The 24,693-nt window shown below is 51.5% G+C and carries 17 protein-coding genes, 2 tRNA genes, 1 other RNA gene and 1 pseudogene; 9 read left to right on the forward strand and 12 right to left on the reverse strand.

Annotation, left to right across the window (positions count from 1 at the left end; translation table 11 throughout):
• Positions 1-76: 76 nt before the first annotated feature.
• Together oppA and E2L00_RS04130 are read right to left on the reverse strand one after the other, a co-directional pair.
• Positions 77-1,711, reverse strand: a complete 1,635-nt coding sequence (oppA, locus tag E2L00_RS04125) for an oligopeptide ABC transporter substrate-binding protein OppA (RefSeq protein WP_167607349.1) — start codon at positions 1,709-1,711, stop codon at positions 77-79.
• A 795-nt stretch (positions 1,712-2,506) separates the two neighbouring features.
• The gene (locus tag E2L00_RS04130; protein ID WP_167607351.1) at positions 2,507-3,154 is read right to left on the reverse strand and encodes a YchE family NAAT transporter; all 648 of its coding nucleotides are present in this window, start codon (positions 3,152-3,154) and stop codon (positions 2,507-2,509) included.
• 476 nt (positions 3,155-3,630) lie between these two features.
• Here E2L00_RS04130 and adhE point away from each other — a divergent pair, with 476 nt between their 5' ends.
• The 3 genes and pseudogenes from adhE to E2L00_RS21930 all read left to right on the forward strand — a co-directional run.
• Positions 3,631-6,303, forward strand: coding sequence for a bifunctional acetaldehyde-CoA/alcohol dehydrogenase (gene adhE / locus E2L00_RS04135; RefSeq protein ID WP_167607354.1), 2,673 nt, complete (start codon positions 3,631-3,633; stop codon positions 6,301-6,303).
• 442 nt (positions 6,304-6,745) lie between these two features.
• Positions 6,746-7,087, forward strand: coding sequence for a hypothetical protein (locus E2L00_RS21925; RefSeq protein WP_420808827.1), 342 nt, complete (start codon positions 6,746-6,748; stop codon positions 7,085-7,087).
• Between the two features lie 14 nt (positions 7,088-7,101).
• Positions 7,102-7,414 (forward strand): annotated as a pseudogene (locus E2L00_RS21930) (IS4 family transposase); the annotation flags it as partial.
• Positions 7,415-7,530: 116 nt separating this feature from the next.
• Here E2L00_RS21930 and tdk read toward each other — a convergent pair.
• Positions 7,531-8,136, reverse strand: a complete 606-nt coding sequence (tdk, locus tag E2L00_RS04145) for a thymidine kinase (RefSeq protein ID WP_167607356.1) — start codon at positions 8,134-8,136, stop codon at positions 7,531-7,533.
• 554 nt (positions 8,137-8,690) lie between these two features.
• Here tdk and hns point away from each other — a divergent pair.
• Positions 8,691-9,101, forward strand: a complete 411-nt coding sequence (hns, locus tag E2L00_RS04150) for a histone-like nucleoid-structuring protein H-NS (protein WP_121268858.1) — start codon at positions 8,691-8,693, stop codon at positions 9,099-9,101.
• A gap of 97 nt (positions 9,102-9,198) precedes the next feature.
• Here the strand turns inward: hns and E2L00_RS04155 are convergent, their stop codons facing one another.
• From E2L00_RS04155 to rssA, 5 genes are all read right to left on the reverse strand, one after another.
• On the reverse strand, positions 9,199-10,209 hold the full coding sequence (locus tag E2L00_RS04155; RefSeq protein WP_167607359.1) for an NAD-dependent epimerase: 1,011 nt from the start codon (positions 10,207-10,209) through the stop codon (positions 9,199-9,201).
• A 14-nt stretch (positions 10,210-10,223) separates the two neighbouring features.
• A complete protein-coding gene (locus E2L00_RS04160; RefSeq protein ID WP_167607361.1) occupies positions 10,224-11,564 on the reverse strand; it encodes a UDP-glucose dehydrogenase family protein in 1,341 nt (446 codons plus the stop codon).
• Between the two features lie 24 nt (positions 11,565-11,588).
• The gene (gene galU, locus E2L00_RS04165) at positions 11,589-12,497 is read right to left on the reverse strand and encodes a UTP--glucose-1-phosphate uridylyltransferase GalU (protein ID WP_167607364.1); all 909 of its coding nucleotides are present in this window, start codon (positions 12,495-12,497) and stop codon (positions 11,589-11,591) included.
• 201 nt (positions 12,498-12,698) lie between these two features.
• Complete coding sequence (gene rssB, locus E2L00_RS04170) at positions 12,699-13,712, reverse strand: two-component system response regulator RssB (protein ID WP_167607367.1); 1,014 nt, start codon at positions 13,710-13,712, stop codon at positions 12,699-12,701.
• Between the two features lie 93 nt (positions 13,713-13,805).
• Positions 13,806-14,714, reverse strand: a complete 909-nt coding sequence (gene rssA / locus E2L00_RS04175) for a patatin-like phospholipase RssA (protein ID WP_167607370.1) — start codon at positions 14,712-14,714, stop codon at positions 13,806-13,808.
• A 111-nt stretch (positions 14,715-14,825) separates the two neighbouring features.
• Between rssA and E2L00_RS04180 the strand changes: the two genes are divergently transcribed.
• The 5 genes from E2L00_RS04180 (at position 14,826) to E2L00_RS22065 (ending at position 17,156) form a co-directional block, all read left to right on the forward strand.
• Positions 14,826-15,284: a YchJ family protein gene (locus E2L00_RS04180; protein ID WP_167607373.1), complete on the forward strand. Its 459-nt coding sequence runs from the start codon at positions 14,826-14,828 to the stop codon at positions 15,282-15,284.
• Positions 15,285-15,344: 60 nt separating this feature from the next.
• A complete protein-coding gene (gene purU, locus E2L00_RS04185) occupies positions 15,345-16,187 on the forward strand; it encodes a formyltetrahydrofolate deformylase (RefSeq protein ID WP_167607375.1) in 843 nt (280 codons plus the stop codon).
• Positions 16,188-16,516: 329 nt separating this feature from the next.
• Positions 16,517-16,601 (forward strand) — tRNA-Tyr (locus E2L00_RS04190).
• A gap of 186 nt (positions 16,602-16,787) precedes the next feature.
• A tRNA-Tyr gene (locus E2L00_RS04195) sits at positions 16,788-16,872 on the forward strand.
• A 182-nt stretch (positions 16,873-17,054) separates the two neighbouring features.
• Positions 17,055-17,156, forward strand: a non-coding RNA gene (locus E2L00_RS22065) — RtT sRNA.
• A gap of 551 nt (positions 17,157-17,707) precedes the next feature.
• On the opposite strand, the gene narI is transcribed toward E2L00_RS22065, so the two are convergent.
• The 4 genes from narI to E2L00_RS04215 are packed head-to-tail and all read right to left on the reverse strand — an operon-like array spanning position 17,708 to position 24,364.
• Positions 17,708-18,385 (reverse strand): respiratory nitrate reductase subunit gamma, encoded by a 678-nt coding sequence (gene narI / locus E2L00_RS04200; RefSeq protein WP_167607377.1) that lies wholly within the window; start codon positions 18,383-18,385, stop codon positions 17,708-17,710.
• 2 nt (positions 18,386-18,387) lie between these two features.
• Positions 18,388-19,089: a nitrate reductase molybdenum cofactor assembly chaperone gene (gene narJ, locus E2L00_RS04205; RefSeq protein WP_167607379.1), complete on the reverse strand. Its 702-nt coding sequence runs from the start codon at positions 19,087-19,089 to the stop codon at positions 18,388-18,390.
• Positions 19,086-20,621, reverse strand: coding sequence for a nitrate reductase subunit beta (gene narH / locus E2L00_RS04210; protein WP_167607381.1), 1,536 nt, complete (start codon positions 20,619-20,621; stop codon positions 19,086-19,088). The genes narJ and narH overlap by 4 nt, the downstream gene beginning before the upstream one ends.
• Positions 20,618-24,364: a nitrate reductase subunit alpha gene (locus E2L00_RS04215; RefSeq protein ID WP_167607384.1), complete on the reverse strand. Its 3,747-nt coding sequence runs from the start codon at positions 24,362-24,364 to the stop codon at positions 20,618-20,620. The genes narH and E2L00_RS04215 overlap by 4 nt, the downstream gene beginning before the upstream one ends.
• Positions 24,365-24,693 lie beyond the last annotated feature (329 nt).

The raw sequence follows: 24,693 nt of genomic DNA on the forward strand, positions 1-24,693 counted from the left end.
GCCTGTGCCTTTAGAGTGCGATGAAATAAGACACGATGGGGCGGGACTGTACTAAGCCCTGCCCCACGACTTGCCATTAATGTTTGATGATATACATATCTTTAGTGTAGATATTGTCCATTGGGTCTTTGCCGGTATAACCGCCAACCCAAGGTTTCACCAGACGGGCGTTCACATAGTAATAAACCGGTACGATCGCAGAGTCTTTGCCCAGTTGCTGTTCGGCTTTATCGTAAGCCGCGCTGCGCTGCGCTTCATCGGTGGCTTTCAGGGACTCGGCCATGATGGCATCAAACGCCGGGCTCTTATAATGCGCGGTGTTCATCGAACTTGATGAAAGCATGGTGTTCAGGAACGAAGTTGGTTCGTTGTAGTCCGCACACCAGCCGGCACGCGCCACATCGTAATTACCCTGGTGACGGGTATCGAGGAAGGTTTTCCACTCCTGGTTCACAAGCTTAACGTTCACACCCAGGTTTTTCTGCCAGATGGACGCCGCAGCGATAGCCAGTTTCTTATGCAGATCGGAAGTGTTGTACAGCAGGTTGAAGGTCAGCGGCTTGTCTTTGCTGTAGCCTGCTTCAGCCAGCAGTTTCTTCGCTTCTTCGTTACGTTTTTCCTGAGTCCAGGAGAACCACTCAGGCTTGGTCAGTTTTGCGCCGTCAGTATAAGGAGGCGTGTAGCCATAGGCAGGTAAATCGCCCTGGGCTTTAACTTTATTGGTGATAATGTCGCGGTCCAGGCCCAGTTTCAGTGCGGTACGAACACGCGCATCGGTAAACGGTGCTTTCTGGTTGTTGATTTCGTAGTAATACGTACACAGATACGGATCAACATGAACTTCTGCCGGGATCTCTTTTTTCAGTTTCTGGAACAGTTCAATTGGCAGGTTGTTGTAGGTCATGTCGATTTCACCGCTGCGGTAGCGGTTAACGTCGGTCACTTCTGATGAAATCGGCAGATAGGTAATCTGGTCGATAACGGTTTTTTTGTTATCCCAATAGTTGGTGTTGCGTTCCATCACGATACGTTCGTTAACAACCCAGTCTTTCAGTTTATAGGCACCGTTAGAAACAAGGTTCGCAGGCTGGGTCCACTTCTCGCCAAACTTCTCGATGGCGGTTTTATTCACCGGGGACATCGCCGGATTCACCAGCAGCTTGTAGAAGTAAGGCACAGGCTCGCTCAGAGTGACTTCCAGCGTATGGTCGTCGATGGCTTTTACGCCCAGCTCAGATGGTTTTTTCTTGCCGTCGATGATCTCATCAACGTTGACGATATGGCCGTACTGCGGATAGCTCGCATAGGGGGACGCAGTGTTAGGATCAACCAGGCGCTGCCAGCTATAAACGAAATCTTGTGCGGTAACCGGGTCACCGTTAGACCATTTCGCATCTTTACGCAGATGGAAGGTCCAGACTTTAAAATCTTTATTATCCCAGGACTCTGCCACGCCCGGAATTGGGTGGCCGTCTTTAGGTGATGTAATCAGCAGGCCTTCGAAGAGGTCACGGCTGACGTTTGATTCAGGCACGCCTTCAATTTTGTCTGGATCCAGTGACTGCGGTTCAGCGCCGTTGTTACGGATCAGCGTTTGCTTTTCTGCCAGTTGTACACCTGCCGGGACGTCTGCCGCATGGGCGACGTTACCCGCGAGAAGCGCGGTTAAAATACTTGCTGCTACCAGACTTTTTTTTGTGATGATGGACATTGTGTTGATACTCCACTCATTATAATTACCGGCCCGAAAGCCAGCCTCTTCCCCGTGGGGTTCCTGTACAGCGCGGAGCGTTAAGCGTCTGTAAGGAGAACTGCTGTTACTTCTTGCTATCACCGACTTTATTTCCGGGATGCTCTTATGGCTCCCTGTTCCGTCGATTCTTTCCAGCCACCCTGTAACAAGGCTGGATCTAAGTTTGTTCATATTTCAAAGAATATAATTTCATACAGAAATTAAACTCATCTGGAAATAAAGCCTTTTCCAGCGAATTGTGTTGACCGGAAAGTATCAAAAGCACCCAGGCCCCGCCAATACAATTTGCAAATTTGTTAACTGTTTCTCTTTTATCAACCGCAGCGTGGATTTACTAAAAGGTTATAGCGGGCTATACGCATTGATTTTATCATTTAAAATCAACCATATAAAATGGAGGGATCGTTTGAAAACCTGAAACGTTCTGTACCTGCACCGCCACCAACAAAAAATTAACAATTGATTATTTTTTAGCACATTCCTCTGCGGAAATGTTCGAATTACTAATATCATCTCAATAAAGCGGCAGCAAGCGTCATTGTGTAGTGTGACTTAAATAACAGCGCAACCGCCACTTTTCTGTACAACATGCGCCTTCTGCAAAGGGTAACAGGCGGTTTCCAAAGCAATTTCTTATGGATGATTTTCTTATATCCCACGCCATAAGTTCCATTTAAAAACGGATTTGGTGTTTTTATAACAAAAGAAAGCAGAATGGCGATTCTGCTTTTTCATATGAAAGTTTCAGTAGAATTAACTTAACAGGCCCGGAAAGATAGCCTTGATACCGGTGACGATAAATTCGATGCCCAGCGCCATCAGCAATAACCCCATGATACGGGTAATAACGTTAATGCCGGTCTGGCCCAGCAAGCGCACCAGCCACGGAGCAATGCGAAACACCATCCAGCAGCAAAGAGCAAAAAGCGCAATAGCAACAGAAAAGCCAAACAGGTGTCCCCAACTGTGATATTTCGTTCCCCAGACAATCGTGGAACTGATTGCCCCCGGCCCCGCCATAAGCGGTAACGCAAGAGGCACCACGCCTACGCTTTCGCGTATCGCGCTTTCTGACTTCTCCTGCTTGTTTTGCTTATCTTCGCCCAGCTTGCCGCTGATCATTGACATCGCAATCGTCACCACCAGGATGCCGCCGGCAATGCGGAAAGAATCAATGGAAATGCCGAATACTTGCAGGATGCCGTCGCCAAGAAATAATGAGATCCATAAGATAATGGCAACGGAAAGGTTGGCGGTAAGGTTGGTTTTATTTCTCGCCGCTGCGGTCTGGTAGCTCGTCATGCTGATAAAGACGGGAATAATGCCCACCGGGTTTACCAGAGCAAAGAGACCAATAAAAAACTTAAAATAGGTAGGCAAATCAAATAAGGATTGAGCCACGCGAAACTCCGCAGGTGAACATAGCAAATGCAGGCGTAATGTAATGGAAAAGCACGGTCAGCGCTACGGCATTTCACAGCCAGGCGCGCTCCTGCTAACAGGTATTACAGGATTAAGCAATATTGTTACTCGTATGTTGGAAATATGATAGTTTGATTTGTCTTCGCTGTGACTAAGTTTTTAAAGGCTTTTCAGCCACATAAATAAGCCCTGCTGAAAGGAGTCAGCCTTGAAATTATGTGATGCAGATCACAAAAACACTACTCAGAAGTGAGTACTCTTGGCTACACCAGAAGAGCAATTCTTATCCTATGAAGCGCTTTTCCAGGTAAGGCTCTTTTAGTAAATCAGCGAGAGGCTAGTGGACGTTTTTGCACAGGCATACCCCGGTTTTACGCAAGCTGTTGCCCGCTGACTATACTGTCGAATCGAGCAGCTGATTTACTAAAAGAGTTTAACATTATCAGGAGAGCATTATGGCTGTAACTAATGTCGCTGAACTTAACGCACTCGTAGAGCGTGTCAAGAAAGCCCAGCGTGAATATGCCAACTTTACTCAAGAGCAAGTTGATAAAATCTTCCGCGCCGCCGCCCTGGCCGCCGCTGATGCTCGAATCCCTCTCGCGAAACTGGCCGTTGCCGAATCCGGTATGGGTATCGTTGAAGATAAGGTGATTAAAAACCACTTTGCTTCCGAATATATCTATAACGCCTATAAAGATGAGAAAACCTGCGGTGTGCTGGACGAAGACCACACATTCGGGACCATTACGATCGCTGAGCCAATCGGTATTATTTGCGGTATCGTTCCTACCACTAACCCAACTTCAACGGCTATCTTTAAATCGCTCATTAGCCTGAAAACGCGTAACGCAATTATTTTTTCTCCGCATCCACGCGCAAAAGAAGCAACCAATAAAGCAGCGAATATCGTGCTGCAGGCGGCCATCGCTGCCGGTGCGCCTAAGGATCTGATCGGTTGGATCGACCAGCCTTCTGTTGAACTGTCAAATGCTCTGATGCACCATCCGGATATCAATATGATTCTGGCAACCGGTGGGCCGGGCATGGTTAAAGCAGCGTACAGCTCCGGTAAGCCAGCCATCGGCGTTGGCGCAGGTAACACGCCGGTGGTGGTTGACGAAACTGCCGACATCAAACGCGTTGTTGCTTCTATTCTGATGTCCAAGACCTTCGATAACGGCGTAATTTGTGCTTCTGAGCAGTCTGTTATCGTTGTTGATTCCGCCTACGATGCCGTTCGCGAACGCTTCGCCAGCCACGGCGGCTATATGCTGCAGGGCCAGGAACTGAAAGCGGTTCAGAATATCATCCTGAAAAACGGCGCGCTGAATGCGGCTATCGTTGGTCAGCCAGCGACCAAAATTGCTGAACTGGCAGGCTTCACCGTCCCAGCAGATACCAAAATTCTGATTGGCGAAGTCAGCGTTGTAGACGAAACTGAGCCGTTCGCTCACGAAAAACTGTCTCCAACTCTGGCGATGTATCGCGCTAAGAGCTTCGAAGATGCCGTTGTTAAAGCTGAAAAACTGGTTGAGATGGGCGGTATCGGTCATACCTCTTGCCTGTACACCGACCAGGATAACCAGCCAGAACGCGTTAAGCACTTCGGCGACAAAATGAAGACCGCGCGTATTCTGATTAACACCCCTGCTTCTCAGGGCGGTATCGGCGATCTGTACAACTTCAAACTCGCACCTTCCCTGACGCTGGGTTGTGGTTCATGGGGTGGCAACTCCATCTCTGAGAACGTTGGTCCTAAGCACCTGATCAACAAGAAAACCGTTGCTAAGCGAGCTGAGAACATGTTGTGGCATAAACTTCCGAAATCTATCTACTTCCGCCGTGGCTCCCTGCCAATTGCGCTGGACGAAGTGATTACCGATGGTCACAAACGTGCGATGATCGTTACCGACCGTTTCCTGTTCAACAACGGTTACGCAGACCAGATCACCTCCGTTCTGAAAGCGGCTGGCGTTGAAACTGAAGTGTTCTTTGAAGTAGAGGCTGACCCAACGCTTAGCGTAGTGCGTAAAGGCGCCGAGCTTGCTAACTCCTTCAAACCAGACGTGATCATCGCGCTGGGCGGCGGCTCCCCAATGGATGCGGCGAAAATCATGTGGGTGATGTACGAACATCCAGAAACCCATTTTGAAGAACTGGCGCTGCGCTTTATGGATATCCGTAAGCGTATCTATAAGTTCCCGAAAATGGGCGTGAAAGCGAAAATGATTGCGGTCACCACTACATCAGGTACGGGTTCTGAAGTCACGCCGTTTGCGGTTGTTACCGACGATGCGACAGGACAGAAATATCCTCTGGCCGACTACGCGCTGACGCCGGATATGGCGATCGTTGATGCCAACCTGGTGATGGATATGCCTAAGTCCCTGTGCGCATTTGGCGGTCTGGATGCGGTAACCCACGCGCTGGAAGCTTACGTCTCCGTACTGGCGAGCGAGTTCTCTGACGGCCAGGCTCTGCAGGCCCTGAAACTGCTGAAAGAAAACCTGCCGGCGTCCTATAATGAAGGCTCTAAAAACCCGGTTGCCCGTGAGCGCGTTCACAATGCTGCGACCATCGCGGGTATCGCGTTTGCGAACGCCTTCCTGGGCGTATGTCACTCAATGGCGCACAAACTGGGCTCTCAGTTCCATATTCCTCACGGTCTGGCGAACGCCCTGCTGATTTCCAACGTTATCCGCTACAACGCGAACGACAACCCAACCAAGCAGACTGCTTTCAGCCAGTACGATCGTCCGCAAGCGCGTCGTCGCTACGCTGAAATCGCAGACCACCTGGGTCTGAGCGCGCCGGGCGACCGTACCGCGGCTAAGATCGAGAAACTGCTGGCGTGGCTGGATAGCATTAAGGCTGAGCTGGGTATTCCTAAATCCATCCGCGAAGCTGGCGTTCAGGAAGCCGACTTCCTGGCCCACGTTGATAAGCTGTCCGAAGATGCGTTCGATGACCAGTGTACCGGTGCAAACCCACGTTACCCGCTGATCTCTGAGCTGAAACAGATTCTGATGGATACTTACTACGGCCGTGAGTACACCGAAGGCGAAGCGGCTAAAGAAGCGGCTCCCGCCGTTAAGGCTGACAAAAAAGCGAAGAAAATCGCTTAATTGACAGACTTTGCTAAAAAACCCGCTTCGGCGCTGAGAAATCCTCAGTAATGGGCGGGTAAAAAAGACAGGCATAGCGTTTGTGATCTACTGATTGTGCTATCAATTCAATGAGATCACCTCTATGCCTGCTTACCGGGTACGTCAGAATCTCTTCCGCGATGCTTTATCTCCGTTTCACAAATACCGCCAAAATGCTTTGCTGAATGCCACCCTCGCCTTAATCAATGGCGCATCACTGACCTAACCCGTATCGGGCGTTATTTAACCGGTGCAGCCAGGGTCAAAAATAAAATCAAACGTATTGACCGTCTGCCGGGCAATGAATCACTTCATAGTGATATTGCTCTGATTTTCACAGGCATTATCACTATGCTGACCTAAAAATTATCGCTGTGTTATTGCTGCTGACTGGAGTGGTTATCCGTCTCAGGAATAGTAGATGCTTCGCGCCAGCCTGCTTTGTGACGGGCGTTCCCAACTGGATTATCTCATCAGGAAAACAGCAGAACTCACCGATACAGAAGGCTTTTATGGATGCCCTTGCCGGGGCGGTGAACCCAAAGGTCAGGATCATCATCGTACCGATGCAGGCTTGCAGAACGTATGTTTTCGGCATATCAAATCGCCCGGATGGGATTTTATCGACCTTATCAGAGGCAATATCCGGATGCGCCTGAACAGCAAAGGCGAAGACTGCTTCAGGCGTCAGGCATTACAGGCCAGCAGCAAATCGGACTATCCAGGACCAGGCACGCTTGCGCGCAGCAGGTGCGCGGTATGACGGATTATTTTTACCGGGATGGGAAAAGTGAACGCTTCGGGTTCGGTCTGCGTACCGGTTACAGTCGTTCGCCGGGAAGAATGCTGGTCCTGAGCCTGCTGGCAACGCTGAATACATAGTGCTGTGGCTTATTGGTTATCACGCTGAAAATAAAGGCTTACCCCTGGATACCAGGCCAACGGCGTTAAATCACGGCGGATAATTTCATATCGGAGGTTAGCGGAGAATGGCCTGCGACATTCTCCGCTAATGTTAAAACGAAAGGTGCTGAGCACCATTCTTAACCACCTCGCCAGAACCTACCGAAATATGATGCTGGTTTATTAGCGCTGGTTTATGGGGACTCCTCAGCGCCTCGGCGGTTTTTTTATATCTTCAGAAAAATTTTGCTCAGACGGTCGTTAATATTCTGCTGCTTTTTTTGCAACTCTGCTGTCGCAAAGCTAATCGTGCTGGATAGCCTGCAGAGAGCCTTTTTGCAGGGCCTCTTTATAATGCTTACGGCAAACCGAGACGTAACGCTCATTGCCGCCGATGACCACCTGCTCGCCCTGATTATAAGGCCTCCCTTCGCTGTCCAGACGTAAAACCATGCTGGCTTTACGGCCACAGAAGCAAATAGTCTTTAGCTCTACCAGTTTATCTGACCATGCCAGCAAATATTGACTTCCGCTAAACAGCTCTCCGCGGAAATCAGTGCGCAGGCCGTAGCATAATACGGGAATATCTAATTCATCCACCACGTCTGATAAAGCATGCACCTGTTCACGCGTCAGGAACTGGCTCTCATCAACCAGAACGCAATGTACGGGCGCACCTTCGTGCTCATTACGGATTTCATCAAACAGCGACGTAGAGGGGTTATACAGTTTCGCAGGCGACGACAAGCCGATACGCGAACTTACCTTTCCTGAACCATACCGATTATCAATTTCTGCGGTATAGACCAGTGTACGCATACCTCTTTCCTGATAATTCCAGGAAGACTGAAGTAACGCCGTGGATTTTCCGGCATTCATCGCCGAGTAGTAGAAATAGAGTTGCGCCATTCGCAGATAACCTAAGTTAAAGTGTAAATATTGTTAACAAGGGGATTATACCATAAGCCGCAGCCCCGGCCTGTGCCACAGTGCGCTCTTTGAACGTTAGCTGTGCGAATGGTGATATATAAGCGATTTCTAAAGAACGCTGCATCATATAAGCCTGTTGGCTCTGCCGTAAAGCCCCTCTAACGCCCAGAGTTTTCAGCCTTTTTAATGCAGCCATGCAATTTAATACAACATTAATTAATATCACCTCATTAAGAATATTCAGCCATTAAAGCAATAATACCGAAGGCGGGTATTTAGCCATTGATGCTACATAACCGCAATTTTTCTAAGTTCACCCCCTGCCGTTGCTCCCGGAGCTGTTGTTGAAAAAGTGAGTTACACCTCTTTTTTTGTGGGTCACGTCAAGCCAAATTTAAGTTAGCGGAGTTTAATAAAAGCGGTAAATAACCTGAAATTTTGGCATCCTTACATTTCCCCCTATTGCAGAAGTTAATTTAAGGCACTATTATTACTCCAACAAGCCACCCTAATATAAGTTTGAGATTACTAAAATGAGCGAAGCACTTAAAATTCTGAACAACATCCGTACTCTTCGTGCACAGGCAAGAGAATGCACTCTCGAAACTCTGGAAGAAATGCTGGAGAAATTAGAAGTTGTAGTTAATGAACGCCGTGAAGAAGAAAATGCACAGGCTGCAGAAATTGAAGAGCGTACCCGTAAACTGCAACAATACCGTGAAATGCTGATTGCAGACGGTATCGATCCTAACGAATTGCTGAACAGTATGGCTGCTGTTAAATCAGCAGGCAAAGCTAAGCGTGCTGCACGTCCGGCTAAATATCAGTACATTGACGAAAACGGCGAAACCAAAACCTGGACTGGTCAGGGTCGTACTCCTGCCGTAATCAAAAAAGCAATGGAAGATCAGGGCAAAAAACTGGAAGATTTCCTGATTGCCTGAGCCTTATGCTTTAAGTGTGCTGCTTATTAAATCCCGCCCCGGCGGGATTTTTTTATGCCTGCAATAAAAAAGGAAGCCGCCGCTTCCTTTTTCCTGATTAGCTTACTTTGTAGAATGTTTTATACCATTCAACAAAACGCGCTACGCCGTCTGCGACAGAGGTTTCCGGCTTAAAGTCTATGGCATCATATAACGCGCTCGTATCGGCGCTCGTTTCCAGCACGTCACCCGGCTGCATCGGCATCATATTCTTCTGCGCAACCTTGCCCAGCGCGGTTTCAAGCGCGGTAATATAATCCATCAGCGTCACCGGATCGCTATTACCAATGTTATATACGCGATAAGGTGCAGAACTGGTTGCCGGCGAGCCTTGTTCAACCGTCCATGAAGCATCGGTTTGCGGAACGATATCCTGCAAACGCACGATCGCTTCGGCAATATCATCAATGTAAGTAAAGTCACGGCGCATTTGCCCGTGGTTGTATACATCAATACTATTACCCTCAACGATTGCGCGGGTGAATTTAAATAACGCCATATCCGGACGACCCCACGGGCCATAAACGGTGAAAAAGCGCAGCCCCGTTGTCGGTAAGCCATATAAATGTGAATAGGTGTGCGACATCAATTCGTTGGCTTTTTTGGTCGCGGCATATAAAGAGACCGGATGATCGACGGAATCATCGGTTGAGAATGGCAGCTTACGATTTAACCCATACACGGAACTGGATGAGGCATACAGCAAATGCCCCACTTTATTATGGCGACAACCTTCCAGCACATTCAGATGCCCGGTTAGGTTTGAATCGGCATAAGCATGAGGGTTATCGATTGAATAACGTACACCCGCCTGCGCGGCCAGATGAATGACGCGATCGAACTGCTGGATAGCAAATAGCTGCTCCATCGCGCTGCGGTCGGCAAGATCAATTTTTTCGAACTGAAAACGGGAATGGGGTTTAAGTAAATCAAGACGGGCGAGCTTGAGGTTAACATCATAATAGTCATTCAGGTTATCAATACCGATAACCTGGTGACCGGCAGCAAGCAGACGCTCGCTAACATGAAATCCAATAAAGCCTGCTGCGCCGGTAACCAGAAATTTCATACAACCCTCATTTATTATGCAATATTGATAGATGCTCCGCGGCCAATTGCGTAATAAACAAAACCGCGTTTGCTGAGTCTTTCAGGATCATACAGGTTACGGCCGTCAAAGATAACGGGTTGCTTCAGGGATTTCTTGATGGCATCAAAATCCGGCACACGGAAGCTTTGCCATTCGGTACAAATAACCAGCGCATCCGCGTCCTGAAGCGCAGCTTCTTTCGTGCCCATTAGCTTCAGATCGCTACGGTGGCCGTAGATGCGCTGGGTTTCATCCATAGCTTCTGGATCATACGCCTGCACCTGCGCCCCGCGTTCCCACAGCGCTTCCATCAGGACGCGGCTGGAGGCCTCACGCATATCATCGGTATTAGGTTTGAAAGAAAGCCCCCACAGCGCGAAGGTTTTGCCCTTCAGGTCTTCACCAAAATGACGATGAATAAATTCAGGAAGCTTCATCTTTTGCGCATGGTTAACCTGCTCAACCGCCTGCAGCAGGCGTGGCTGGTAGCCAATTTGTTCGGCGGTACGAATCAGCGCCTGCACGTCTTTCGGGAAGCAAGAACCGCCGTAACCGCAGCCAGGATAGATAAAGTGATAGCCAATACGCGGATCGGAACCAATGCCCTGACGCACTTTTTCAACGTCGGCGCCTAACCGTTCCGCCAGGTTTGAAATCTCGTTCATAAAGCTGATTTTGGTCGCCAGCATACAGTTAGCGGCATACTTGGTCAGCTCGGCGCTGCGGATATCCATCAGGATCATACGATCGTGGTTGCGGTTAAACGGCTCGTAGAGTTCACGCAGCAGGTCCACCACATCTTCGTTATCCGTACCAATGACGATACGTTCAGGACGCATACAGTCAGAAACTGCGGCGCCCTCTTTAAGAAATTCAGGGTTTGAGACGACGTCAAACGGGATAGTTTCGCCGCGCTCTTTAAGCGTTTGCTCCATTACGCTGCGAACTTTATCCGCCGTGCCCACGGGAACAGTAGATTTATCCAGCACCACTTTATGAGAAGTCATGTACTGCGCGATGGTGCGGGCGACTGCGGCCACGTATTTCAGATCCGCAGAGCCGTCTTCGTCTGGCGGTGTCCCCACGGCGATAAACTGCATCTCGCCATGATGCACGCCCATTTCAGCGTCGGTGCTGAATGAGAGACGGCCTTCTTCGTAGTTTTTCTTCACCAGCGGCGTCAGACCCGGCTCAAAGATCGGGATCTCGCCGTTTTTCAGGTTTTCTACTTTCTTTACATCGACATCGATACACATAACTTCATGGCCGACTTCTGCAAGCACTGCGGCCTGGACAAGCCCAACGTAGCCGATACCAAATACGGTAACTTTCATCTTTCTATCCTGCGTTGAATTGAATTACTTCTTCGTGCCAACGGTCTCTTCAAGCCAGGCTTTGAAATCTTCGCCGAGGGTCTGGTGACGGATGCCGTATTCCACAAACGCCTGCATGTAGCCCAGTTTGTTACCGCAGTCATGGCTCACGCCTTTCATGTGGTAGGCTTCAACGGTCTGTTTTTCCATCAGCATAGCGATAGAGTCGGTCAGCTGAATTTCGTCGCCCGCGCCCGGAGGCGTTTTGGACAGCAGCGGCCAGATGTCGGCGTTCAGGACATAGCGCCCGACCACGGCAAGATTCGATGGGGCAACGCTGGCTTTAGGTTTCTCAACGATACCGACCATCGGCACGCTGTCGCCTTCGTTTAGCTCAACGCCTTTACAGTCAACTACGCCATAGGCGGTAACATCTTCTACAGGCTCAACCATAATCTGGCTGTAACCGGTAGCATCAAAACGTTTAATCATCTCTGCCAGGTTATCCTGGGAAAGATCGGATTCAAATTCGTCGAGGATAACGTCCGGCAGAATAACCGCTACGGGCTCGTCGCCGACCACGGGATGAGCACACAACACCGCATGGCCCAGGCCTTTGGCCAGCCCCTGACGGACCTGCATAATAGTGACGTGCGGCGGGCAAATCGCCTGAACTTCATCCAGTAGCTGACGCTTCACGCGTTTTTCCAGCATGGCTTCCAGCTCGAAGCTGGTATCGAAGTGGTTTTCGATGGAATTTTTCGAAGAGTGCGTCACCAGAACAATTTCAGTAATTCCCGCCGCAATACATTCGTTCACGACATACTGAATTAATGGTTTATCTACCAGCGGCAGCATCTCTTTCGGTATTGCCTTAGTAGCTGGCAACATACGCGTTCCCAATCCCGCAACAGGGATTACTGCTTTTCTAACTTTAGAATTAATGGCAGCCATTGAAAAACCTCCTGGACTGGTCAAGTGGTAAACTTGTTCGTCAATTTAAAAACGCGTTCGAGTATATCAGCTTAAAATCTAAATCTGCCGCTGATTACCCGCCGCGCGGGTAATTTAAGACTAATACGAATCGGTATGATGCGATATTATCACCAGCCCAGACGGGGGAGAAAAACTAAATGTAATCAGTGGCTCAGGTGCTCATTCCGCAGACAACATTAAGCGTAAACGACCGCCTGCACCCCATACCTGACACTGCCAGGCATCACAACTCTGGCTGATTTGATTCAGATAAGTATTACCCAAAGTTCCTAATGGCACACCATTACTGACCTGAATTTGATGCTCGCCGGTATTTAAGGTTGCATTAAGACCGGCGGAAACCAGAATGAGGTTTTTTAATGCGCTGTGATAATAGCCAACGATGAGCGGAAATTGTCCGGTCAGATTTGCCTGACGCAATAACTGGTTCACCTGTTTAAGCAAATTACCTAATTCCGGCAAGCGTTGGCGCTGATGGGAAAGCTGTTCCTGAAGCAGACCGTTAAAGAGCGCACGCAGCAATAATGCGGCCAGCACGCCGTTATCTCCGGCACGCGTGACGTCCAGACAATAAAACGCGAGATCGTTTTCAGAGAGCGGTGCGATATCAAGCACAAGGCCTGGCTCATCGGCGGCGACAAGCTGACGGTAGTTAACCCGGCAATGGGACATGACCTGCTGAACCGGCGGCTGCAATTCCTGAAGCAGTTTTGCGGCGGCCTGTGGGTCACTCACCAACGCATCCCAGTCCTGGAAGAGACGCTCTTCTTCTTCGACACGAGAGTTAAACATTGTTGGATAGAGGCAGGCGAAGACGGTTTCACGCAGGCGATTGAGGTCTTTTATCGGTTTTAGCAGCACGTCCTGCACGCCCAGGCGCAGCGCTTTAGCGATATCCGACATATTTTCCGTCGCGGAAATCACCAGGATAGGAAGCTGATTGCCTTCGTTACGAATATGCTCAACCAGTTTCAACCCGTTCATGCGCGGCATAGCCAGATCGCAGATCAGCAGATCGGGCGACACGCCCAGCATTTTTTCCAGCGCATCAATACCGTCCCGCGCTAAAGAGGTGACGGCACCAAGCGAGGAGAGATAGCTATCCAAAAGGGAGCGGAAAACGGGCTCATCTTCAACGATGAGAATCTGTTTCCCCGCAAGTGGCTGTGTCATGCTCTCTCCTCTGCCTGATAATCAATAAATAGTGGCATGGTATGGCTCTGAGCGCCCGTCAGAATTACCTGAAGATGTATAAAATCCCAACGTTCAGTCATGGGTACGAACCAGCGGCAACAGTTCATCCATCTTTTTTTCTACCGCCTGAGACCCGGCAGTGATGGCTTCCGCTGCACGATGGAAATCCAGCGTAGAGATTTGCGGGCAGAACGGCTGCAGTAAAATATCCGGCGGATCGCCCGCCATGCGGTTACGTTTCAGACGGTTTTCCAGCACCTGAATCGAGGTGGTCATGATTTCCATTGCCGTCGGCGACGTGAAGGCTCGCCGGGTTTTCATTTTTCCCAGTTGCTCACGCAGACGACCGTGCCAGGTGGTGGATTGCCCAACGTCTTCTTTTATCGACCCGCTTACATTTATGGACAGTAAATCCTGTTGCATCAGATGGGCGTCATGCTGCAAATCTACAGCGATAACGATATCCGCGCCAAGCGCACGCGTTAGCGAGACAGGAACTGGATTCACCACCGCGCCATCCACCAGCCAGTAGCCGTTATAGCTCACCGGTGAAAGAAGGCCCGGCATACTGCACGAGGCGCGTACAGCCTGATGCAGATCGCCGTCGGTAAACCAAAGTTCACGACCGGTACTCAGATTACACGCCACGGATCCAAAGCGCAGATGGCAACCTTCGATTGATTCTTCGGGGATAATTTTGCGAACGTTGTTAAAAACTCTTTCGCCGCGCAGTAAACCTCCGCGACGCCAGGAAAGGTCCATCAGACGTAAAACGTCCCAATAGCCAAACGATCTTACCCAATGTTCCATGACGGATAACCGATCGCAGGCGTAAGCAGCGCCAACCAGCGCCCCTACCGAACAACCCGCAACGATATCAATCTGTATACCTGCCCGCTTTAACGCATTGATCACGCCAATATGTGCCCAACCTTTTGCTGCTCCCGACCCTAACGCCAGGCCGATTTTTACCTGTCTCATTCCGCCTCGGTCAATCTCTTCAGGATTTGCATCCCGTGGCGCCTTCGCCAATGCTCAGTTAACATAGCGCTGCCTGGCGTCATCACGCCGATTACTTTTTAAGGAGTTACTGTGGCGCAACTTTGTCCCTGTGGCAGCGGTTTGGAGTATAGCCTATGTTGCCAGCCTTACCTACGCGGCGACAGCCTGCCTATGACACCGGCACAGCTTATGCGTTCACGCTATTGTGCATATGTGATGCAGGACGCGGAATATCTGCTTGCAACATGGCATCCGGAAGCGCGCCATGAAACGCTACGAGCTGATATTTCTGCCAGTTTTACCGGCACGCAGTGGCTCGGTTTAACCATCTTTGAAGAGGCTAATGGCCTGAGCAGTAACGAAGGATATGTTAGTTTTGTAGCGCGTTTTGCAGATCAAGGCCGTGAAAGCGCCGTTATCGAACGTTCCCGTTTTTTAAAAGAATCTGGTCGGTGGTATTATATCGACGGTACGCGCCCTCAGTTGGGTCGTAACGACCCTTGCCCATGCGGCTCGGGGAAAAAATTTAAAAAATGTTGTGGGCGGTAAGCTTCCGGGCCGTAACCACACTCTTATTTAGCAAACACCGTTCACAGGATTTACCAAGCGATGCAAGCACTGCAACGAAAAGTACTTCGCACTATCTGCCCTGACGCAAAGGGTCTGATCGCCAAAATCACCAACATCTGTTACAAGCACGAATTAAATATCGTGCAAAACAACGAGTTCGTCGATCACCGCACCGGCCGCTTTTTCATGCGCACCGAACTTGAAGGGATCTTTAACGACACCACCCTGCTTGCCGACCTGGACGGAGCGTTGCCCGAAGGCTCCGTGCGCGAACTGACGCCAGCAGGTCATCGCCGCATCGTTATTCTGGTTACCAAAGAAGCCCACTGTCTGGGCGATCTGCTGATGAAAGCCACCTACGGCGGTCTGGACGTTGAAATAGCTGCCGTTATCGGCAATCACGACACGTTACGCACGCTGGTAGAACGCTTCGATATCCCCTTCCAGCTTGTCAGTCATGAAGGCATGACTCGCGAGGAACACGATACGCAGATGGCAGACGCCATTGCCGCTTACGAACCAGACTATGTAGTACTGGCGAAATACATGCGCGTGCTTACCCCTTCGTTCGTGTCACGCTTCCCGAATCAGATAATCAATATTCACCACTCGTTCCTGCCGGCATTTATCGGCGCACGCCCTTATCACCAGGCGTATGAGCGCGGCGTGAAGATTATCGGTGCCACTGCGCACTACGTGAATGACAATCTGGATGAAGGCCCGATCATCATGCAGGACGTGATTCACGTGGATCACACCTATACCGCAGAAGATATGATGCGCGCAGGCCGCGACGTGGAAAAAAATGTTCTGAGCCGTGCCCTGTATCAGGTGCTGGCCCAGCGCGTGTTTGTTTACGGCAACCGCACTATTATTTTGTAATTACCCGCGGATGAATCGTTTAGCTTTACAACGTTACGCGTAAAAAAACGGCAAACGATTCATTTTCTTACAGCGAAAGCTTTACAGCGACGCTTCATTTGATATGATGCGCCCCGCCTCCAGCTAAGGAAGCAGACCAGTAAAGGGTAGGCCCCGTGGTGGAGTTCCCGAGCGATCATCAGGGAGCTGACTGTAAATCTGCCGTCATCGACTTCGAAGGTTTGACTCGAGCGATGCGAGAGAACGTGGCGACAGCAACGTTTATCCTCCCACCGCCAAAGTGGCAGTAATTAGTAAGCTGGTTTTTGACTTAAATATCTATACCCCGTGGTGGGGTTCCCGAGCGGCCAAAGGGAGCAGACTGTAAATCTGCCGTCATCGACTTCGAAGGTTCGAATCCTTCCCCCACCACCATCTACAAACTCGTACTAATCATCAGACGAGCAACTCTCTTCCAGAACATACATGGGAAGGATGAGAAGCTTCGATTAAGGTTCGAGTCGAACGCAGTGAGACAACGTTGCTTTAGCAACGATCATCCTTCCCACTTCGTTCTGATAACCAGCTCCAGTCTGGTTTATCCCAAAATGAAATACCCCTGGCGGGGTTCCCGAGCGGCCAAAGGGAGCAGACTGTAAATCTGCCGTCATCGACTTCGAAGGTTCGAATCCTTCCCCCGCCACCATATTGCAAAGCAAATCCAGGCACGCCAAACGCGCACAATCTTCCATATTCCCGTTGGGGAAGGACGAGAAGCTTCGACTAAGGTTCGACTCGAGCCAGTGCGAGAGAACGGGCGCCAGCAACGTTTATCCTTCCCCCGCCACCATCTTTTAGTTACCCCAGACATTCAAATCGCACGATCTTTCATATTCCCGATGGGGAAGGACGAGAAGCTTCGATTAAGGTTCGACTCGAGCCAGTGCGAGAGAACGGGCGCCAGCAACGTTTATCCTTCCCCCGCCACCATCTTTTAGTTACCCCAGACATTCAAATCGCACAATCTTTCATATTCCCGATGGGGAGGGACGAGAAGCTTCGATTAAGGTTCGACTCGAGCCAGTGCGAGAGAACGGGCGCCAGCAACGTTTATCCTTCCCCCGCCACCATCTTTTAGTTACCCCAGACATTCAAACACGCACAATCTTCCATATATTCCCGATGGGGAAGGATGAGAAGCTTCGATTAAGGTTCGACTCACGTCAGTGAGAACGCGCGCTGCGCGGTCACCCTTTTCGCCACAATCTTTTAGTAACTCTCAACTTTTCGAATCGCACATATTCCATATTCCCATCAGGAAAGGATGTAACCTACCTAACCTGTCCAACTTTTCGATGGATGGCGCATTCGATTATGCCCCCTACGCATAACCGTGCATTGATTATTCGCTTACCTACCCTGCAATCCATCGGTTCAGGTTTTGTAGGGCGGGTAAGCGTGAGCGTGAGCGTCACCCGCGCGGCGCACACGCAAAAAAATACCCGACCAAAGCCGGGTATTCGTCATCAATTATTAAGTATTCAGCGACGAGCGCGAACAACCTGATACCTGCGCGTCAGATATTCTACCGGCGCGCTCCATATATGCACCAGGCGGGTGAACGGAAACAGTAAGAACAGCGTCATACCCAGCACCAGGTGCATGCGGAAGATAAACGCCACGCCGTCCAGATGCGCAGATGCGCCGCCCTGGAAGGTCACAACCGACTGCGCCCAGCCTACCAGCTTCATCATCTCGCTGCCGTCCATATGCTGCGCTGAGAAAGGAATGGTAATCAGACCCAGCGCGCACTGAATCATCAGCAGGCTTAAGATAAGAATATCGGCGACGGTAGACGTCGCGCGGATACGTGGATTGAACAGGCGACGTTTAAGCAGCAGCAAACCGCCCACCAGCGTCAGCACGCCACAGGCGCCACCGGCAATCATCGCCATTTTCTGCTTCACATCAACCGGTAAGAATGACTCGTACATCCAGTGCGGGGTCAGCATACCGAGTAAATGGCCGGCAAAAATTCCCAGAATCCCGATATGGAACAGGTTTGACGCCAGGTTCATGCCTTTCCTGTCGAGCATCTGGCTGGAGCCTGCTTTCCACGTATACTGGCCGTAGTCATAGCGCAGCCAGCTGCCCAGCAGGAATACCGTACCGCAAAGGTACGGATAGATGTCATAGAAGAACACATTCAGAAAATGCATTATCACTCTCCTCCAATATTCAGATACTGCGGAGCCACAGCTCCGGCAAAACGACGCTGATGGCTGGTAATTTCAGACTCACCGCAGCCCTGGTCGGCAATAAACTTAACCTGTTCTTCTTCCCATACCGCATCCAGCGCCTGTGGCGTATCGTCGCGGGCTTCGTTGGCGATTTGTTTGCTTACGCTGTCAACCGCAACGTCGCTTTCCGACAGGCCAAGCAGCACATCAAACAGCGCGGCATAATCACTTTCACGCTGTTTCAGACGCGCGCTCAGCAAGGCCAGAATCGGCGCGACATCCTGCAGGCCACCACGCGCTTCCCCAGCGGTTCGCTGCGACAGGTATTCAAGATACAGCGGCAGGTGATCCGGCAGCTCGCGGCTGTCGATTTCCATACCGGCCTGCTCGTACTGCCCCATCAGATTAACCATCGCCTGACCGCGATCGCGTGATTCACCGTGAACGTGTTCAAACAGCAGCAGAGACGTTGCACGACCGCGGTCGAACAACTCGCTATAGCCTGCCTGCGCATCCAGCAGATCCCGGCTACACAGCCTGGTGATAAAGTCATCAAGCAAAGCAGCCTGGCGCACACTTAACGCGTCACCTTCTGTCAGCGCATCGCGTAGCTCCTGTTGATGCTGCCACAGGGCAGCATCCGGATACTCAAGCAGGCGTGAAACAATCAGTAGTTCAATCATGCGCGCGGCTCCGTTTTATTGGATACATCAATAGCGTCAATGCGTTTGCTATTGAACAGATTGAATTTGCTGTCGCTGCCGTGACAGCCGTCGCCAAAGCTGAAACCACAGCCGTTACGCTCAGGGAACGCATCCGCCGCCAGCTCGCGGTGGCTGGTTGGAATAACAAAGCGATCCTCGTAGTTGGCAATAGCCAGATAGCGATACATTTCCTGCGCCTGGGCTTCGCTCAGCCCAACCTCTTCCAGGGCGCTGATATCGTGGACGCCGTCTACGGTTTCAGCACGTTTATAGTGACGCATCGCCATAATACGTTTGAGCGCGCTAATCACCGGTGCGGTATCGCCCGCGGTCAACAGGTTTGCCAGATATTCAACCGGAATACGCAGGCTTTCTATGTCCGGCAGAATACCGGTGTGCGGCAACTGGCCCGCGTCGGCCGCAGACTGAATTGGCGACAACGGCGGCACATACCAGACCATCGGCAGCGTGCGGTATTCCGGGTGCAGCGGCAGAGCCAGCTTCCAGTCAATGGCCATTTTGTAAACCGGCGACTTCTGAGCGGCATCAATAACGCTTTGTGGAACGCCATCTTTCAAGGCCTGTTCGATAACGGCCGGGTCGTTCGGATTAAGGAACACGCCCAGTTGACGCTCATAGAGGTCTTTCTCGTGCTCGGTGCTTGCCGCTTCTTCAATGGCATCCGCATCGTAAAGGACCACGCCGAGGTAACGAATACGCCCTACGCAGGTTTCGGAACACACTGTCGGCATACCCGCTTCGATACGCGGATAGCAGAAAATGCACTTCTCAGATTTGCCGGTTTTCCAGTTGAAGTAGATCTTTTTGTACGGGCAGCCGGTAACGCACATACGCCAGCCGCGGCATTTATCCTGGTCGATAAGCACAATGCCATCTTCTTCACGCTTATAGATGGCACCGCTCGGGCAGGTTGCCACACAGGCCGGGTTAAGGCAGTGTTCGCACAGGCGCGGCAGGTACATCATGAAGGTATTTTCGAACTGGCCGTACATCGCCTTCTGCATATTCTCGAAGTTCTGATCTTTGGCGCGCTTTTCAAATTCGCCGCCGAGAATCTCTTCCCAGTTCGGACCTGCTTCGATTTTATTCATCCGCTGACCGGTGATCAGCGAGCGCGGACGCGCTATCGGCTGATGCTTGCCTTCCGGCGCGTTATGCAGATGCTGATAGTCATAGTCAAACGGCTCGTAGTAATCATCGATACCCGGCAGATGCGGGTTAGCGAAAATTTTACCCAGCAGCATGGCGCGGTTGCCCATGCGCGGCTGTAGTTTGCCGTTGATTTTACGGATCCAGCCGCCCTTCCATTTCTCCTGGTTTTCCCAGTCGTTCGGATAGCCGATACCCGGTTTGGTTTCCACGTTGTTAAACCACGCGTACTCCATCCCTTCGCGGCTGGTCCAGACGTTTTTACAGGTCACAGAACAGGTGTGACAGCCGATGCACTTATCAAGATTCAGCACCATGCCGACTTGTGAACGAATTTTCATTTTACGCTCTCCTGTTTCTGGTCATTACCTTCACCGTCTAACCAGTCAATATTTTTCATCTTACGCACCACGACGAACTCATCGCGGTTTGAACCCACCGTGCCGTAGTAGTTAAAGCCGTAGGCCAACTGCGCGTAGCCGCCGATCATATGCGTTGGTTTCGGACTGATACGGGTGACCGAGTTATGAATCCCGCCGCGCTGGCCGGTGATTTCAGAACCCGGCAGGTTCACGATACGTTCCTGGGCGTGGTACATCATCGTCATGCCTTCCGGCACACGTTGACTGACTACCGCACGCGCGGTCAGCGCGCCGTTTTTGTTGAACACTTCAATCCAGTCGTTATCTTCGATGCCCAAATCTTTGGCATCGGTTTCACTCATCCACACAATCGGCCCGCCGCGCGACAGCGTCAGCATCAGCAGGTTATCGCTGTAGGTTGAGTGAATGCCCCATTTCTGGTGCGGCGTCAGGAAGTTCAGCGCTTTTTCCGGGTTACCGTTGGATTTTTTACCCATCACGCCTTTCACCGAGCGGGTATCAATCGGCGGGCGGTAAACCAGCAGGCTTTCGCCGAAGTCGCGCATCCACTGATGATCCTGATACAGCTGCTGGCGACCAGACAGCGTGCGCCACGGGATCAGCTCGTGTACGTTGGTGTAGCAGGCGTTATAAGAAACGTGCTCATCTTCAAGGCCGGACCAGGTCGGGCTGGAGATAATTTTGCGCGGCTGGGCCTGGATATCGCGGAAGCGAATTTTCTCTTCTTCTTTAGGATGAGCCAGGTGCGTATGGTCGCGACCGGTAAATTCGCTGAGCGCGGCCCAGGCTTTCACCGCCACCTGGCCGTTGGTTTCCGGCGCAAGCGTGAGGATCATTTCTGCGGCATCGATCGCCGAGTTGATCATCGGCTGGCCTTTCGCCGGGCCTTCTGCCTTGGTGTAATTCAGCTTACGCAGCAGATCCATTTCGGCCTGGGTGTTCCAGGAGATACCTTTGCCGCCGTTGCCGATGGTTTCCATCAGCGGGCCGATAGAGGTGAAGCGCTCGTAAGTTGCCGGATAGTCACGCTCTACCACCATCAGATGCGGAGCGGTTTTACCAGGAATCAGGTCGCATTCGCCTTTTTTCCAGTCCATCACGCCAAACGGCTGCGCCAGCTCTGCGGCGGAGTCATGCTGAATCGGCAGCGTCACCACGTCGGTTTCTTTGCCCAGATGACCGACGCACACCTCAGAGAATTTCTTCGCGATGGCTTTATAGATTTCCCAGTCGCTCTTCGACTCCCAGGCCGGGTCGACGGCCGCAGAAAGCGGGTGAATAAACGGATGCATATCCGAAGTATTCATATCGTCTTTCTCATACCAGGTCGCGGTAGGCAGGACGATATCGGAATACAGACAGGTGCTCGACAGACGGAAGTCCAGCGTCACCACCAGATCCAGCTTGCCGTCGAGGCCGTTGTCTACCCACTCGACTTCTTCCGGCATTACGCCGCCTTCACGGCCCAGGTCCTTACCCTGAATACCATTCTCAGTACCCAGCAGATACTTAAGCATGTATTCATGGCCCTTACCGGAAGAACCCAGCAGGTTTGAACGCCAGACGAACAGGTTACGCGGGTGGTTATTACCCGCATCCGGCTGCTCCGCCGCAAAACGAAGGTCGCCGCTTTTCAACTGCTGTACGGTGTAATCCGCCGGGGACATGCCAGCCGCTTTCGCCTGGGCCGCAATGGTCAGCGGGTTGGTATTTAACTGCGGGGCGGATGGCAGCCAGCCCATGCGCTCGGCGCGCACGTTAAAGTCAATCAGATGACCGCTGTAGCGGGATTTATCCGCCAGAGGAGAAAGCAGCTCTTCCGCCGTTAACGACTCGTAACGCCACTGGCTGGAGTGGTTATAGAAGAACGAGGTGCTGTTCATATGACGCGGCGGACGCTGCCAGTCAAGGGCAAACGCCAGCGGTGTCCAGCCGGTTTGCGGACGCAGTTTTTCCTGGCCCACGTAGTGTGCCCAGCCGCCGCCGCTCTGCCCGACGCAGCCGCAGAAGATCAGCATGTTGATCAGGCCGCGGTAGTTCATGTCCATGTGGAACCAGTGGTTCATACCGGCACCGACGATGATCATCGAACGGCCATGCGTTTTATCCGCGTTATCTGCGAATTCGCGGGCGATACGGACGATATTCTGACGGGAAACGCCGGTGATCTGCTCGGCCCACGCCGGAGTATAAGCTTTCACATCATCGTAGCTGGTCGCACAGTTTTCATCGTGCAGACCACGCTCCAGGCCATAGTTCGCCAGGGTCAGATCGTAAACGGTGGTCACTAACGCGCTTGCGCCATCGGCCAGCTGAATGCGTTTTACCGGCAGCTTATGCATCAGCACATTATCAAGCTTAACGTTGCTGAAGTGTTCGCTGCTTTCACCGCCGAAGTACGGGAAGCCAACGTCGGCCACTTCATCATGGCTGCCAAGCAGGCTCAGACGCAGCTCGGTTTCTTCACCGCTGGTGCCGTCGCGCTGCTCCAGGTTCCATTTGCCCTTCTCGCCCCAGCGGTAGCCGATGGAGCCTGTCGGCGCCAGCAGATCGCCGCTCTGGTTATCCACGGCAACGGTTTTCCACTGCGGGTTGTTTTCCTGACCCAGACCATCCACCAGATCGGATGCGCGCAGCATACGGCCGGCAGCATAAAAACCGTCACGCTCTTCGAGCATCACCAGCATTGGCATGTCGGTGTAACGACGCACGTAATCGGTAAAGTACTGGCTTGGGTTGTCCAGATGGAACTCGCGCAGCATAACGTGGCCCATCGCCAGCGCCATTGCAGCGTCGGTGCCCTGTTTCGGGGCCAGCCACTGATCGCACAGCTTGGCGATTTCAGCGTAATCTGGCGTCACCGCAACGGTCTTGGTGCCTTTGTAACGCACCTCTGTAAAGAAGTGAGCATCCGGTGTACGAGTCTGCGGGACGTTTGAACCCCAGGCGATAATGTAGCTGGAGTTGTACCAGTCAGCGGATTCCGGCACGTCGGTTTGCTCGCCCCAGGTCATTGGCGACGCGGGTGGTAAATCGCAGTACCAGTCGTAGAAGCTCAGGCAGGCGCCGCCAATCAGGGAAAGGTAACGCGCGCCGGAAGCATAGGAAACCATCGACATAGCAGGAATCGGCGAGAAACCAGCGATACGGTCCGGGCCGAAAGTTTTTGCGGTAAAGACGTTTGCCGCTGCAATCAGCTCGTTCACTTCCTGCCAGCTTGAGCGGACAAAGCCACCGCGACCGCGGGCTTGTTTATAGCTTTTTGCTTTTTCCGGGTCGTTGATGATAGAGGCCCAGGCGTTAACCGGATCGGCATGCTGGGTTTTCGCTTCGCGCCACAGCTTAATCAGACGCTTGCGCATCAGCGGATATTTCAGGCGGTTAGCGCTGTAGAGATACCAGGAGTAGCTGGCGCCGCGAGGGCAGCCGCGTGGCTCATGGTTTGGCATATCAGGGCGAGTACGCGGGTAGTCGGTTTGCTGGGTTTCCCAGGTGACCAGGCCGCTTTTTACATAAATCTTCCAGCTACAGGAGCCGGTGCAGTTTACGCCGTGGGTGGAGCGCACGACTTTGTCGTGCTGCCAACGTTGGCGGTAGCCTTCTTCCCAATCGCGGTTGGTATCGAGCAGCTGGCCATGCCCATCGGCAAAGGTGTCGCCCTTCTGTTTGAAGTAACGAAACCGGTCAAGAAACTTGCTCATCGGAGTTCTCCTGATGTGGAGCCTGGAGGCTCTATCTTATGAAATCGACATTGCTGATTTGCAGGCACGGTAACGCGCTCATATGGCGGGATAATTGATAACGATCAACTGTGTAGAGGCTATTTGTCGGACAAACTGTGCCATATACCACCAAAGGGTATACCGTCTCATAAAGATAACCCATTGTTTTTAATAACGTTATTTTGAATTTCGATTTGCAGTGAGTAGAAAAAACTGCGGTGGAGGTATTAAGGGGTAGATGTGGCATTCCCCCTGCAGACACCGCCTTTAAAACGGATGCCGCCCTCCTTTTAGTATGTTGTAACTAA

It is taken from the genome of Cedecea colo (assembly GCF_011808225.1).
Classification (GTDB): Bacteria; Pseudomonadota; Gammaproteobacteria; order Enterobacterales; family Enterobacteriaceae; genus Dryocola; species Dryocola colo.